The 14,097-nt window shown below is 62.9% G+C and carries 13 protein-coding genes and 1 tRNA gene; 9 read left to right on the top strand and 5 right to left on the bottom strand.

The features are described from left to right. Nucleotides 1–445 precede the first annotated feature (445 nt). From V5F61_RS01570 to V5F61_RS01595, 6 genes are all read left to right on the top strand, one after another. On the top strand, nucleotides 446–2,323 hold the full coding sequence (locus V5F61_RS01570; RefSeq protein ID WP_393987117.1) for a DEAD/DEAH box helicase: 1,878 nt from the start codon (nucleotides 446–448) through the stop codon (nucleotides 2,321–2,323). Between the two features lie 202 nt (nucleotides 2,324–2,525). Beyond that, nucleotides 2,526–2,600: transfer RNA gene (locus V5F61_RS01575), tRNA-Gly, on the top strand. A gap of 647 nt (nucleotides 2,601–3,247) precedes the next feature. Further along, nucleotides 3,248–4,255 carry a nucleoid-associated protein gene (locus tag V5F61_RS01580; RefSeq protein WP_170146978.1) on the top strand — a complete coding sequence of 336 codons (1,008 nt, stop codon included), beginning with the start codon at nucleotides 3,248–3,250 and terminating at the stop codon, nucleotides 4,253–4,255. Next, nucleotides 4,248–5,444 carry a hypothetical protein gene (locus V5F61_RS01585; protein ID WP_110372387.1) on the top strand — a complete coding sequence of 399 codons (1,197 nt, stop codon included), beginning with the start codon at nucleotides 4,248–4,250 and terminating at the stop codon, nucleotides 5,442–5,444. Before V5F61_RS01580 ends, V5F61_RS01585 begins: the two co-directional genes overlap by 8 nt. A 267-nt stretch (nucleotides 5,445–5,711) precedes the next feature. Beyond that, nucleotides 5,712–6,656: an abortive infection family protein gene (locus V5F61_RS01590; protein WP_110372388.1), complete on the top strand. Its 945-nt coding sequence runs from the start codon at nucleotides 5,712–5,714 to the stop codon at nucleotides 6,654–6,656. Then, entirely contained in the window at nucleotides 6,653–7,675 is a 1,023-nt protein-coding gene (locus tag V5F61_RS01595) for a hypothetical protein (protein ID WP_238123941.1), read from the top strand. The genes V5F61_RS01590 and V5F61_RS01595 overlap by 4 nt, the downstream gene beginning before the upstream one ends. Before the next feature lie 73 nt (nucleotides 7,676–7,748). Here V5F61_RS01595 and V5F61_RS01600 read toward each other — a convergent pair whose 3' ends face one another. Further along, nucleotides 7,749–8,237, bottom strand: a complete 489-nt coding sequence (locus V5F61_RS01600; protein ID WP_393989980.1) for a GNAT family N-acetyltransferase — start codon at nucleotides 8,235–8,237, stop codon at nucleotides 7,749–7,751. Between the two features lie 68 nt (nucleotides 8,238–8,305). Next, nucleotides 8,306–8,617, bottom strand: coding sequence for a type II toxin-antitoxin system TacA family antitoxin (locus V5F61_RS01605; RefSeq protein WP_110372392.1), 312 nt, complete (start codon nucleotides 8,615–8,617; stop codon nucleotides 8,306–8,308). 334 nt (nucleotides 8,618–8,951) lie between these two features. Between V5F61_RS01605 and V5F61_RS01610 the strand changes: the two genes are divergently transcribed. Beyond that, a complete protein-coding gene (locus V5F61_RS01610; RefSeq protein WP_110372393.1) occupies nucleotides 8,952–11,084 on the top strand; it encodes a ParB/RepB/Spo0J family partition protein in 2,133 nt (710 codons plus the stop codon). A 266-nt stretch (nucleotides 11,085–11,350) separates the two neighbouring features. Here the strand turns inward: V5F61_RS01610 and V5F61_RS01615 are convergent, their stop codons facing one another. Then, complete coding sequence (locus V5F61_RS01615; RefSeq protein ID WP_238123942.1) at nucleotides 11,351–11,788, bottom strand: PAS domain-containing protein; 438 nt, start codon at nucleotides 11,786–11,788, stop codon at nucleotides 11,351–11,353. A 170-nt stretch (nucleotides 11,789–11,958) separates the two neighbouring features. Here V5F61_RS01615 and V5F61_RS01620 point away from each other — a divergent pair, with 170 nt between their 5' ends. Together V5F61_RS01620 and V5F61_RS01625 are read left to right on the top strand one after the other, a co-directional pair. Then, nucleotides 11,959–12,153, top strand: coding sequence for a helix-turn-helix transcriptional regulator (locus tag V5F61_RS01620; RefSeq protein WP_337927153.1), 195 nt, complete (start codon nucleotides 11,959–11,961; stop codon nucleotides 12,151–12,153). Between the two features lie 847 nt (nucleotides 12,154–13,000). Further along, nucleotides 13,001–13,312: a DUF736 domain-containing protein gene (locus V5F61_RS01625; RefSeq protein WP_110372396.1), complete on the top strand. Its 312-nt coding sequence runs from the start codon at nucleotides 13,001–13,003 to the stop codon at nucleotides 13,310–13,312. 118 nt (nucleotides 13,313–13,430) lie between these two features. Here the strand turns inward: V5F61_RS01625 and V5F61_RS01630 are convergent, their stop codons facing one another. Both V5F61_RS01630 and V5F61_RS01635 read right to left on the bottom strand, forming a co-directional pair. Beyond that, the gene (locus V5F61_RS01630) at nucleotides 13,431–13,715 is read right to left on the bottom strand and encodes a type II toxin-antitoxin system RelE family toxin (RefSeq protein WP_110372397.1); all 285 of its coding nucleotides are present in this window, start codon (nucleotides 13,713–13,715) and stop codon (nucleotides 13,431–13,433) included. Then, complete coding sequence (locus tag V5F61_RS01635; protein ID WP_110373169.1) at nucleotides 13,705–13,950, bottom strand: type II toxin-antitoxin system Phd/YefM family antitoxin; 246 nt, start codon at nucleotides 13,948–13,950, stop codon at nucleotides 13,705–13,707. Before V5F61_RS01635 ends, V5F61_RS01630 begins: the two co-directional genes overlap by 11 nt. Nucleotides 13,951–14,097 lie beyond the last annotated feature (147 nt).

Consider the following 14,097-nt stretch of genomic DNA (forward strand, 5'->3'; position numbering starts at 1 on the left):
TCGAGCCGAGGCCGCTGATGGTCGTAGTGTCCCTCCCGGAAGGCTCCGGGAGGGACAGGGTTTCCTTGTCCGCGCGTGGCAGCACTCTCCGGGCCTTGAAGTCGGGTTGCCGATATGTGTCCGGCCGGGCGTTGTCGCGCGCGTCGCGGAGTGCCGCAGGTGAGGGGTTTCAGTGAAAGTTTTTCGGAGAAAATGTCGTAAATATAGCAAATGGCGGACATGATTTTTCGATAGGTGGGGCTTCGAGAATTGAGAACTTCGAGAGCTGGCATGGTGTCTGGCTGCGCATGCCCGTCGAATAATGGCTCTGCGCGGCGGAGGCGCGCCGCTTCGCCTGTGGCATCTCCGCCCTCATCCTATTAGGAAGGCGTTTCAGACCCTTTCCGATGGCTCCCCTTCGACGCCTGACGATAACGCGAGATAGGTGGAACCAGCCGTGCCTTTCATGACGACCAATCCGGCGCTCGCCCGCGCCCTGGCGGAACGGGACTACAACAATCCGACGCCGGTGCAACTGGCCGTGCTGGCGCCCGAGGCGGCGGAGCGCGATCTTCTGGTGTCCGCCCAGACCGGTTCCGGCAAGACCGTCGCCTATGGCCTCGCCATGGCCGGGACGCTGCTGGGCTCCACCGAGCGATTTGGGCCGGCGACCGTGCCGCAGGCGCTGGTGGTGGCCCCCACCCGCGAGCTGGCGCTGCAGGTCCAGCGGGAGTTCGCGTGGCTCTACGCGGGGACCGGCGCGCGCATCGTGTCCTGTGTCGGCGGCATGGACCCGCGCCAGGAGCAGCGCCAGCTCGGCCAGGGCGCTCATATCGTCGTCGGCACCCCCGGACGCCTGCGCGACCATCTGGAGCGCGGACGGCTGGATATTTCCGCGCTGCGGGTGGTGGTGCTGGACGAAGCCGACGAAATGCTCGACCTCGGTTTCCGCGATGATCTCGAGTTCATTCTTCTCGCCACCCCGCCGGAGCGGCGCAGCCTGTTGTTCTCCGCGACCATGCCACGGGGAATCATCACGCTGGCCAAGCGCTATCAACGCGCTGCGCTTCGCATCGAGGTAGCAAGCGCTGATGGCGGTCACGCCGATATCGAGTACCGCGCCATGCGCGTCGCTCCGACGGAGGTCGGGCACGCGGTCGTCAACGTGCTGCGCTATTACGATACGCCCACTGCCATCGTGTTCTGCAACACGCGCGAGGCCGTGCGGCGCCTGCATGCCATGCTCCAGGAGCGGCAATTCTCTGCGGTGGCGCTGTCCGGCGAGCTAAGCCAGAACGACCGCAATCACGCCTTGCAGGCCCTGCGGGACGGGCGGGCACGGGTCTGTGTCGCCACCGATGTCGCCGCGCGCGGCATCGATTTGCCGAATCTCGGCCTCGTCATTCACGCGGACCTGCCGAACGATGCGGAAAGCCTGCAGCATCGCAGCGGACGCACGGGCCGCGCGGGCCGCAAGGGCGTGAGCGTGCTGCTGGTGCCCCCCTTCCGCCGCCGCCGGACGGAAGACCTGCTGCGGGGGCTGGGCATCAATGCAGTGTGGTCCGGCCCGCCGACCGCGGAGGAGATCCGCAAGCTCGACCATGAACGCATGCTGAGCGATGCCCTCATCACCGAGGAGCCGACCGAGGACGACACCGGCGCCGGCCTCGCGCTGCTCGCGGCGTACTCGCCCGAGCATCTGGCCGCGGCGCTGGCGCGCCTTTACCGCGCCGGCTTGCCGGCCCCCGAGGAGGTCACTGATCCCGGGATGTCGCGTTCGGTGCGCGACCGCGCGGCCGACCGGGATTTCGGCGGCGCCTCGGGCGGGGGCAGTGTCTGGTTCCGCCTCAATGTCGGCCGCCGCAACAATGCCGACCCGAAATGGCTGCTGCCGCTGATCTGCCGGCGCGGAAACGTGACGCGCAAGGATATCGGCTTCATCCGCGTCCTGGATGAGGAGACGGCTTTCGAGGTCAGCCTCGCTGCTGCGGACCGCTTCGCAAAAGCGGTGCGGAAGGCGGACGAGGAAGACGTGATCATCGAGCCGCTGCCTGGCGGCCCCCCGGCGGGGCAGACAGAGCGTCCCGCCCGCAGCAAGCCCATGCGCGGCAAACCGGTTCAGGAGAGGGCGCCGCACGAGAAGCCGTTCAGGGGCAGGAAATTCCGCGATGAACCCGCGCAGGGGAGGTCCGCGGAAGGCAGGGCTGGGCACGGCAAGGCCGCGTTCGAAAAATCGCGCGACGCCAAGCCTTCGGGGCAGGGCAAAGGTGAGCGTCAGCCGAAAAGCCGGCGCCCCGATGCTTTCGCGGGAAAGCCAAAGGGAAAGCGGACACCGCGGACCTGAGCGCAGCGCGTTGCGCCGCTCCCCGAGGCGGGTGAGGCCAGAAACGCGTGGTATTGATGACCTCTCGCGACCCCTTCTGCGCGCCTGACGGCGACGTCATCCACAAGCAGTAGGGCCCGCGGACATCAAGGGCATTGCATTCGGCCTCGGCTGCTGCCATATGAGCGAACCGCTGGCGCCGAGCATGGCGCGGCGGATGGATGCGGGTGTAGCTCAGGGGTAGAGCACAACCTTGCCAAGGTTGGGGTCGAGGGTTCGAATCCCTTCGCCCGCTCCAAAACTTTCAAAATAATCAATAGCTTATAGCGAAGCCGCTGAGAGGCGGCTTTGTCGTTTTTGGCTTGGTGACCACTTGGTGACCACCGATGTCGGGAGTGGTCACCAGCTCTCCCCCTGTGGAAAACCGCAGGTGAATCTCGCTTTGGAGGATGCAGCTGATCTGGCGGACACTCTGACCTCGAGACGGGGTTGGACGGCGGTGGCTCATACCGAAGCGATGATCACTGAGCGCGCCAAGACCGCGGCGGAGGGCCTACGGGCTGCGTTCAAGTCAGACGGCGCAGTACGAACGCGACGGCGCCTCCGTTGGGTTGGATCGGATTGCTCGTTCCAGCGAAGGCGATTCTCCCGCAGATGCGGGACGCCGCACGACGTTCGGATCGACCTTCAAATGTTGCAATCGGACTGCAAATGTTCTTATTTTGTTCTCATTTACGGCTTAAGTCTCCTCCTTCTAAGGGCCGCTCAAGCGGAAAGTGAACCCTCTTTAAAATTGCTTTGTGCGCACGTCTTTCAATCCGTGGATGCAAGTGTAGAAATGCGATTGGCCAAGGCCTGGTCGACTCCAGATCCTTGAATACCCAATACGATAGCCCTAGGGACGGCGGTGGCCGGTGACCCCAGGGAGAAGCTGTGGAGAGTTTGGTGGCTGACGGGATCTTCCACGTCGCGGTACATGAGCTCGAGCGCGCCGACACCGGCTTTCGCGTGAAGTTCGGCCAGGAGCAGCTCGCGATCACTCCCACGATCGATCGGGTGACCGCCCAGCTATTCGATCTCTACAAACGCCGCGCCTCGAAATCTCACGGCAAGTTCTCGACCGCGGCGGATGTGGCTCCCACGCAGAAACATCTGGAAGATTATGTCGCGACGAAGGGGGCGGGCTTCCCCGATTTCATCTCGCGCCTGATGGAAACGCTCAGGGTTCATGCGTCCAGCCAGAATGCCGCTTCGGGCGGGTTTGTCTTCTTTGCGCATCTCGAGCGGGACGAGCGGCAGTTCCTCCTCGTTGCGGTCGTGTCCAACAAGCTCGGTGCGACCCTGACCAAGACCTACGACGTCAAAGACGCCGAACACCTCGACATCGAAGGATTCCGCTTCGCCGGACGCATCAGCCTGACCGGGTGGGCGGCCAAGGAAGACCGCTACATCAGCTTCCTGAAGGGAAAAGGAGAGGTCTCAGACTACTTCAAAACCTTCCTCGGATGCGACACCACAGTCCAAGATCGCCAGGATACGAACGACCTCGTCGAGGCTCTCAAGGCTTTCGCTGACGCTCAGAACATGAAGCCGCCAGAGCGCGAGGGATTCCTGTCCAAGGCCAAAGATTTCTGCGACCAGATCGCGCGCGAGAAGCAGCCGCTTGCATTCGAAACGCTATCAAATGCGGTTGTGCCCGACGATCCCGAACCACTGCTGTCGTTCCTCGTCGACCCGGACCGTGGCCTCAACGATGGCTTCGTGCCGCACAGATCGGCGCTTGGGTCTTTGGTAAAGCTCAAACGCGAAACTCCATACTGGAGCGTCGCCTTCGAGCGGAGCGCCATCCACCAGGGCAAGGTCGATTACGACCCGAAACAGAACGTCCTGATACTAAAGGATCTGCCCGAGGATTTCGCGGCCGAGCTACGGCACGAGATTCTGGATGTCTGAGCTCGGGTTTGATCGCCTGCTGGCGATCTACCGCGCAACGCGGTTTGACCCTCGCGGCGAAGATGGCTCGCTTGCGATCGCCACCGGCGAGGTCCTGACGGACCTTCGAGAGATTTATACACAGCCCGAGATTGGCAAGGCCGCCGGCATTGAGCCGCTTTCGGATCCTGCGAAACTGCGCATTGGCGACGAAGTGCGGATCCGTGTCGGTCCGCCGCGCCTGTCGATCGGACGAATCGTCCGATCGCTCGACGAGTTGCTAGAGAGTCGTCGGGCGCGGCTCAAGGAGCCTGACACATATTTCATCATAGAAGGCGCTTTGGATCATTCGACCACGCCAGTGCCGGACGAGATCACGCGCTACCGCACGGCACTCGAGATTGTCGCGCTCTTCGTTAAGGCTGCAGCCTATCTTGACGAGATCAGGGAAGAGCTCGTCTTCATCCATGAGGGGAAGTTCGTGACGCCAGTCGTCTACGACGTCGCTCTGCTGAAGCGCCTTTCCATGAGCGATGCGGACCGTCTCCTCGGCCATTTCGCGGACGACGTCCACATCGACCAGAAGCTTGCGATCCTGAGCGAGTCGATCTGTCGGCTGAGCGCGCCGCGCTCCGCCGCGAGCCGGTTCACCTACCTTCTGGACAATCTGGACGAGATGGAGAAGGAGGTGCGCAACGGCTACAAGCTGTTCGCCTCAAGCTTCTCATACGCAAAGATCCGCGGCGAAATTGAGGCCGCTCGCGTCGACTATGTCAGCAAGATCCATAAGACGCTGATCGACATCCAGGGGCAGCTGCTGGGAATTCCCGTGGCGACCGTCATTGTCGCGTCTCAGCTGAAGACCGCGAAGTCATGCGGCCTCGAGTTTTGGACGAACATCGCCATTCTAGGCGGTGCCTGGATATTCGTGGGGCTGCTTGCGATCGCGATCGTTAACCAGTGGGTCACTCTTGGGTCGATCAGCCAGGAGATTGACGGTCAGAGGAAACGCCTCGAGCAGGATTATGCGGCAATCGCAGCGCAATTCATGGATCTGTTCTCAAAGCTCGGTGGTCGGATTTGCTGGCATCGCGCGGCCCTGATCGGGATCGGCGTCGTGGCGATCGCCGGCGCGGCTTTCGCCACCTACGTCTTCCTCCGGATTACGCCGGTTGAGATCAGCACCTGCATCGCCGCTGCATGGCTGTAAGGGTGACGCAGATGCCGAAATGTCCCGGCACCTAGGCTCGCCTTTCTTATTCAGGAAGGTGAATAGTCTGTCGCCGCTTTGGGCGCGAACCCTCGACGTCCGCCGACTCGTCCATCAGCGATGTGCCGTGGCGCGCGCTGCCGATCAGCCGCACCAAGGCGGCCCATGCTATCGGGGCTTTCACCGGTTGCGGTGGCTGACCTAGTCTGATTCTTCGCGCATTCAGGCGCGATGCCGTGCAACTGCCAACTCGGTTTATGACCAACTATGACCAGTCGGACCATTTCCGAAGTTACCCGGCGCAACCTGTTTGACGAATTGCGCCTGCGCAACGCGCCCTGGTCGGGCAGGCTGGCCGAATCTGACTTTCTCGGCCGCATTTTCGATCTGAAGACGCTTCCCTCGGATGACCACCGCCAGCCACATATGGCCGGTGATATCTGGATGCATCGGGAACGCTTTCAGGACTGGACCAATGACTGGGTCTACGACGATGTGCGGCTTGACCTTCTACGGTGCCAGGATGAAATTCTCCTCACCTTTCTGTGCGAGATGTTGCACCCAATTGTCCAGTCCGATGCTCAGGTGGTCGGCGAGCTGCTGGGAATCTTCAATCGGCATCTTCATGTGGACGGGTTCGAACTCGTGCCGAACACCTACGTTTCCGGAAAGCCGATTTATGCGGCGCGACGGCGCCTAGGTGGTGTGGCGCAAGTGGCCGCCGCCCGGAAAGTTGCCGATGAATTGTCCTCGGAGCACATTTCGGTGCTCATCACCCGCATGGAGACAGCGGTCGAGGCCGATCCATCTTTGGCGATTGGTTCCGCCAAGGAATTCGTCGAGTCCATTTGTAAGGGCATTCTCACGGCGCGCGGAACGCCGCCGCGCGGTTCCGAAACACTGCCACAGTTGGTGAAGGCGACCCGTGAGGCGTTAAACCTATCAGTGTCCTCTCAAACGGGCGATACCCTCAGACAAACGCTGAGTGGGCTCTCCAGCATTACCCAAGGCGTCGCGGAACTTCGCGGTCAATTAGGATCGGGCCACGGACATGTGCCTGACGCTCCCCGACCCCCTACCTCGGTTGCGCGCCTCGCCGTCAATACAGCGGTCGCGCTCGGCGTGTTTCTCTATGAGATATATAGCGCACCCATGCAAACCCCAGTGTCGAGCACATCTGCAGAGAAACCGAGACCGTGGAATCGCCAATGAATGAGCGATCGCAGGAGGATTGGCTCGGCCACGACGAAAAATATGCGCTTATCGGCTTGAGCGTGAATTTGGAAGATGGCGTCCCGCGGGGGGCTATGATGCCGAACCTGTCGTTTCTGACCGACGCGAATTTTCAGGTGCCACCACTATGGCAGGAATGGCTTGGGAGCGTCCGTTGTGAGGAGATCAGCGGTTGCAACTTGTTCTTATTGAGCACCATGAAATCCAAGAAGGCAGCGGTTCTCGATGCTGAGAACCAAATACTCCAAAGTCGGGTCTGGTCCTTCTATGTCGGCCTCCTCATGACCTGCCTCTTTTCTCCGGCACACAAGCCCAATTTGCTCACGGGTGCCCGCGAGGGTGGGGAGATTGGCATTTTCGAGCACAGCGAATTGGATTTCCCACCTCCTGGCATGATCGTCCCCTATCCCTCCATTTCCGGGGCCAGTCTTAAGGCCGCCGCGCAGCTTGGGGAGCACTTGGTCGCCTTCAATGCGACCGACGTGCCCGGGGGACGCTGGCGCCTGAACCGGATTCGACATCTCTTCGTGGAAACGAAGGCGCAACGAGAGCTGCTCGACCGGATCCACCAGTTCACCCGCTGTATCGATGGCCTGATCGTAACGCAGCCGGGTTATGGATCGAAACAGTTCAAGAGCCGTACTGAGTTGTTTGTCGGGTCACGCCATCATGTGCTGATGGGCGAGATCTACGATGTACGGAGCAAGGTGGAGCACCTCCGAGAGCACCTTTACCTTGAGGAGTTTGATCGCGAAGCTCGACTCGAGCTCGTCAAGAAGGAAGCCGTCATCGAATTTGTGGCGCGCAAGGCTCTCGCCCGCATCATGGGCGATCCCAGGTTATGGCCTTATTTCGCCAACACGGCAGCGTTGGACCAATTCTGGGCGTCAGCCGAGGATGAGCGACGGAGGATCTGGGGGCCTGCCATAGACCCGCTCGATGCCCTGAAGGATTTCAATCCGTCATACATTCAGGACAACGAGTTGGGCGGTCCATGACGCATGCGATGATCGCCCAGCCTCCTCGGTGCGGATACGCATCGGCACGATAGCTGATGCGTGAAGCAAAGGGTCACGCTTCCGAAAATAGTCCCTGTAGCGTCTCGATCGGCATCATCATGGTCCGTTCGCCGAGCGGGGAGAGAATAAATCCGTGCCGCTGGTAAAAGCTCACGGCCGCATCGTCGATTGCGTGAGCTACGACAGCTCGAACGCCGGCGATCTCGGACGCGGCCAAGCAGCGCCGTAGCGCATCGGCGAGCAGATCGGTGCCAAGCCCCATTCCCTGATACGCTTGATCGACTGCCAGACGACCGATCAGCAGCAAGGGAATTTGCTCCGGCATACCCCGGCGCAGCTTGGCGCTCGGGAGCGCGATCCGCTCTTCCATGGCGGTCGAGATGGCATAATAGCCAGCGACGCGCTTCGGGGTGTCCCTGTCGCAAACCACATAGGTGCGCGCCGACATCCCTTCACTGGCAAGGGCTCGATCCCGCAACCAGTCATCGAGAGACGGATGCCTGCCGTTTCGGAACGCCCCGACATCGTGATCGCCGGCCAACCGCTCCGGAGGGTCAACGCGTAGTCCTTGGGGCCGCTTTTGGCTTTCCTCTCCCTTGCCGGCCGGCATCAACGCGCCCAGACGGGCTTGCGCTTCATCCGTGTACGAAGTTCCTCGGCCGGCTTGGCCGGAGCATCAAGCAGCGCGAGGAAGGCCACATGCGCCGCATCATCAAGAAAGAAGCTACGCTGGTCGAGAATGGCTTCCTCCGCTTCCCGACGGGCGCTGTCCAGCATGAATTCTGACAGCTTCTGTCCGCGCAAGTTCGCAGCCCGACTTAGGATCGCCTTCGTCCCCGCCGAGGCGCGGATCTGGATGAGATCGTCTTTCCGAGCAGCATCACGTTTGCGGCCATTCTCCGAGCGGGCTGATTGCACCATCGGAACGCTCCTATTTCAGGAGCCGGACATTGAAGATTTGCCATGACAATGTCAATACATTTTGCTTCGATTTAATTCCTACAGCCTGACTCGGGGAGCGAGGGGACTTTCCCCTCGCTCCCCCGCCAACGCCGCCTGCGGACAGAGCGGGGCCGCCCGCTCGCAAGACGGTGTGCAGCAATTACCGCCTGAACCGATCCGATCCCGTCTCGCTCGCCGCGCAGCCCAGCTCCGCTCGCCGGCATTGGCCCCCCTCACTCCCGCGCGCTCACGCGCCCCCGGAAGGCATGTCGAGGGACATGCCTTCGGCATTGACGGAGAAAGGATCGGAACAATGGCAAGGATTGCGAAGAAAGCACAAACCGTCATCGAGGCGGCGGCGGATCAGATGGATGCAGTCGGCGCGAGCACTAATGCGGAACCGACCGTGGTCGCTGCGAGCGGCATGGAGATATTCGTTCCGCTCAACAAGTTGAAGAAGTCGCCGCGCAATGCGCGGAAGACCCCGCACAGCGAAGCGATCATCGAGGCGCTGGCCGCCAGCATCGCGGTCAAGGGCCTGCTGCAAAACCTCGTCGTGGAGCCCGAGCTTGACGCGGCGGGCGAGCTCACGGGCAGCTATTTCGTGACGGTGGGCGAAGGCCGCAGGCTGGCTCAGCTTCTCCGCGTCAAGCGCAAGGAGATCAAGAAGACTGAGCCGGTGCGCTGCGTCATCGACACGGCGAATGACCCGCACGAGATCAGCCTTGACGAGAACGTCACCCGCGAGGCGATGCATCCGGCCGACCAGTTCGAGGCGTTCCGCGAGCTCGCGGAAAATCGCGGGTGGGGAGCGGAGGAGATCGCCGCCCGCTTCGGCGTGACGGCACATGTGGTGCGCCAGCGCCTCAGGCTCGGCGCTGTCAGCCCCAAGCTGTTGCAGGTGTACCGCGACGGCGGCTTGAACCTCGATCAGTTGATGGCCTTCGCCATCACCGAGGACCACAGGCGGCAGGAGCAGGTTTTTGCGAACCTCTCCCACAACCGCGAGCCGTGGATCATCCGCCGCGACCTCACCAAGGCACACATTCCGGCAACGGATCGCCGGGCGATCTTCGTCGGCCCGGAGGAGTACACCGAGGCGGGCGGCACGATCCTGCGCGACCTGTTCACGGAGGATCGCGGCGGCTTCTACGATGATGCCGCGCTTCTGGACCGGCTCGTCACCGGGAAGCTGGAGCGGATCGGCGCCGAGGTTCAGGCGGAAGGCTGGAAGTGGGTCTCGGTCCACATCGACTATCCCCATGCCCACGGCCTGCGCCGCGCCTATCCGCAGCCGGTGGAGCTTTCCGAGGAAGATGCCGCCGCCTATGCCTCTGTGCAGGAGGAATACAACCGGCTGTCGGAGGAATGGGACGGCGCGGACGAGCTTCCCCCGGAGACGGACGAGCGGTTCGGGGAGCTTGAAGCGGAAATCGAGCGCATCGACGCGCTGCGGCGCGCCTATGACCCCGACGACATCGCGCGCGGCGGCGTCTTAGTTGTGCTCGCCCATGACGGCAGCGGCCGCATCGAGCGCGGCTTCATCCGCCCGGAGGATGAGAAGCCGGAAGCGGAAGAAGCCGAGGACCACGCAAGCGCCGCCACCGAGGACGGCGAGCAGGACGAGGACGAGAACCGCGTTTCCGCCCTCGACGTGGAGGACGAGGACGCCGGGGATGCGGGCAAGCCGCTGTCCGACCTTCTCGTGCGCGACCTAACGGCCCACCGCACGCTCGGCCTGCGCCTCGCCCTTGGCGAGCAGCCGGACATGGCGTTGATCGCTGTCACCCATGCTCTCGCCGCGCAGACCTTCTATCGTGGCTCGGAAGCCGCCTGCCTCGAAATCCGCCCGAGCAGCCCGCATCTCGGCGGGCATGCGGACGGCATCGAGGACACCGCCCCGGCGAAGGCGCTGGCGGATCGCCATGCCGGCTGGCAGGCGGATATGCCGCGCGACGTGGCGGACCTGTGGGGCTTCATCGCCGCGCTGGATCAGGCGAGCGTGCTGGCGCTGTTCGCGCATTGTGCTTCGCTCACCGTCAATGCGGTGAAGCAGCCTTGGGAGCGCAAGCCCCGCGCCCATGAGACCGCCGACAGGCTGGCAACGGGGCTCGCCCTCGACATGACGGCACATTGGACCCCCACCGCGCGGAGCTATTTCAGCCGCGTAACCAAGGCGCACATTGTCGCCGCCGTGCGGGAGGCCTTCAGCGACGAGGCCGCCGACCGGATCACCGGCCTGAAGAAGCAGCCCATGGCGGAAGCCGCCGAGCAGCTTGTCGCTGCCACCGGATGGCTTCCCGCGCTCCTGCGCACCGAGCGGCCGGCTTGGCTGGATGCCCCGGAGGCTAACGCCGGAGCGGTCCTGAATGCGCCGACCGCAACCGATCGTGACGATACCGGCACGGTCGAGGACGGCGCAGCCTTCAACCACGCCGCCGAGTGAGCCCCACGGCCGGAGCCGCTTCGGCGGTTCCGGCCAGTCTCTCGACAGCATCGAGAATTTTCCGGCCGCGCCGGTTCGGCGCGGCCGGAGACCTCGACTGCATGACAGCAGGGATCCCCATCATGAAAACCTATATCGAGCAGCGGGCGATGCCGGCATAATCGTCACCTGAAACCAAGGCCGGCGCGGCGTGATTACAGACGCACCGGATGCCGGACGGATGCAATGATGATCGCTCCGTTTCCTGAAATCCGCAAAAACGGATTTCAGACGGCCTTGACGATGCCGACCACAACGCCCGCTACAGCACCGGCCTCGTCGGCAAACGGCAGATAGAGCCGGACGATGCGCGCGGACCCACCCGGAACCTGCACCTGGTCTTCCATCATCAGCGTGCGCCCGGACGCGAGAACGATGGCCGCCTCATTGTCCGCATCCGCGCTCGACGGCGTGAGCCCGCCGACGGGCTCGCCGGCCAAAGCAACTCCATAGAGCCGATCGACATCCTTGCCGCTGCGCTCGATCCTCAGCGTCTCGTCCGATTCGGACGGGCGCCGGATCACGACGATCACATCATCCAGATCGGCCAGACGCTCGGTGATATTCCCAGCCAGCGGCATGGCCGCGCCTTCACGGCGCGCAAGCCAGACGCGATAAAGCTGACCTAGCGCTGGATGTCGGTCCGCCAACAATCGAGAATCCATGCTGGAATCCGTCGTGCCAAGGCTAACCAGATTTTCTGGTTATCTGTATTTCGGTTTAATTGATCTGCCGGTTTCGTCAATGACCGGCAGGGCATATGCAAAAAACGCTTCGCTCGCCAAGGCATTTGCGTCTGGTTCAGCTCATCGTCGACAAGCGCCGGGAAGCCGGCATGAGCCAGTCCGATCTGGCCGAAGCGCTCGGCCGATACCAGTCCGTCGTTGCCGCTATCGAATCCGGCGGCCGTCGCATCGATGTCGTCGAGTTCCTTGAGCTGGCCGAAACGATCGGCTTCGATCCCCATGACGTCATCCGCGAAGTATCTGCAATTGCGCCGAAGCGTAAAGCGAAGCGAAAGACGTTATGATCGAACATCAGTGCAATTTTCACAACGCTAACACATTCTCACCACCTATATTTCTGAGATGCTAGGCGTCGCCCTTCGGGCCGGGCTCTACGCGCCTCCTGCGGTGGCTTCCGAAGCCCCTTGCGGGTCTTCGCCTTCGGTAACGATCCCTGACGCAAGGGGCAGCGACGGCGGGCATTTCCCACGATGAAGCTCCCGCTTTCGCGGTGCTCCCCCTGTGACGGCCGGCGTCACTCGGCAAATCGGGATGGCGGGAGGGGATGAGGACGATCTTGCCCTCCGATGTCGGTCTCGACCGTGCCCGCATTGCATCGAACGGAGCCGGGAAAGCCCGTATCGTCCGGGCACTTGAGGAGGCGAGGCAGCCACGGCCCTGCACGGGAGCAATGTCGTTTCTTGCACGCCGCCCCGAACTCGTTGGCAGGCAAGGAGTCGAGAGGGTTCAGCCCGCTCTCATTGTCGCCGGCCGATCGTCAGGGAGAACCGATCACTTCGCCCCGCCGGTGAGGCTGAGGGCCTGTCCGGCCCTTTCGGAGAAGCCCTTGGCGGTGAAAGCGTCGTTCCGACTCCAGCTATCGGGCGATTCCTCCGGTCCAGCTGTCTGAAGCCACGTCCATCACGTCCTCGATAGGCAGGGGTCTGACCGAAGACCGGCGACGCGGGCGTCACCTCGATCTTGAACCCGCAACACGCCGCCTGCGGCTTTTTCCCGCCGCCGGCCAGGGCCGGCTTTGCACCGCGAAGCGAAAAAGTCCTCGCCGGATGTTGCGGGCCGATCGTCCCCGGTCTGCCGACCCCCATCGAGGCCGCGATGGGCGCGGCCCAGTCAGCAGAAGGAACCACCGCAATGGCCACCATCGGCACTTTCACCACCACCGCCAAGGGCTTCAAGGGCGCGGTCAAGACCCTGAGCCTCAACGTCAAGGCAGTCGAATTCGTCCCCGCCGAAGGCGACAACGAGAAGGGGCCGGACTTCCGCATCTTCTCCGGTGCCACCGAGTTCGGAGCGGCGTGGAAGAAGACCTCGCGCGAGGGCCGCGACTACCACTCCGTCAAGCTGGACGATCCATCATTCCCGGCTCCGATCTATGCGAGCCTGGTCGAGACGGAGACTGAGGGTGAGTTCGCACTCATCTGGTCCCGCCGCGCCGCCGAGTGACACCGGCCGCCACAGGGGGAGCCCCGCGAAGCGGGGCTTCGCCATGTTCATGTCCGCCGCCGCCCGAAGGAAATACGGCGAGCCGTGCTCCCTTTGCCCTGATCGGCTGTGAAGCGTCCTAACGGCGCTTTTTCGCCGCCTCATACACCTCGGAATGCTCGCGCTTCCCCACGGCGACGACGACCACCGTGACCCTTTCATCCTCGACGCGATAGACCAGCCGATAACCGGCCGAGCGCAGCTTGATCTTGTAATGATCCGGCATGCCGCGCAGCGCGTCGGCCTGCACATGCGGTTGGCTCACGCGCTCCGCCAGCTTCTTCTTGAACTGCTCGCGCAGCGTCGCGCCGAGCTTGTCCCATTCCTTGCGCGCGGAGGGCAGGAACTCCAGCCTATAGGTCATCGAGGCTGACCGGCACGCCCTTCTCGTTCGCGCGGGCCTTGGCGATTTCGACGAGCGCCTGATCGTCGAGCGCGTCCATCATCGCCTCATAGGTATCGGCTGGCACCATATAGGCCATGACCCGGTTGTGGTTCAGGATCGCGACCGCGCTGCCCCGCGCACCGTCGACGATGGCGGTCGGGTTCTTCTTCAGGTCGGAGACGCTGACGGCAATTTCGGCTTCCACGCGCTGCATGGCCTCGTCCTCGAATAACGGCATCGAAATCAGGTCTGATTTCGATATTGAATTTCGATCTATATAACCCGTCTCCGCGACGATTGCGAGAGGCGCACGGCCATCGGCCGGGGCTGACGAAGGTTCCCACAGCCTGCATCGAGTATG

The sequence above is a fragment of the Xanthobacter sediminis genome, assembly GCF_043195015.1.
Lineage (GTDB): Bacteria > Pseudomonadota > Alphaproteobacteria > Rhizobiales > Xanthobacteraceae > Xanthobacter.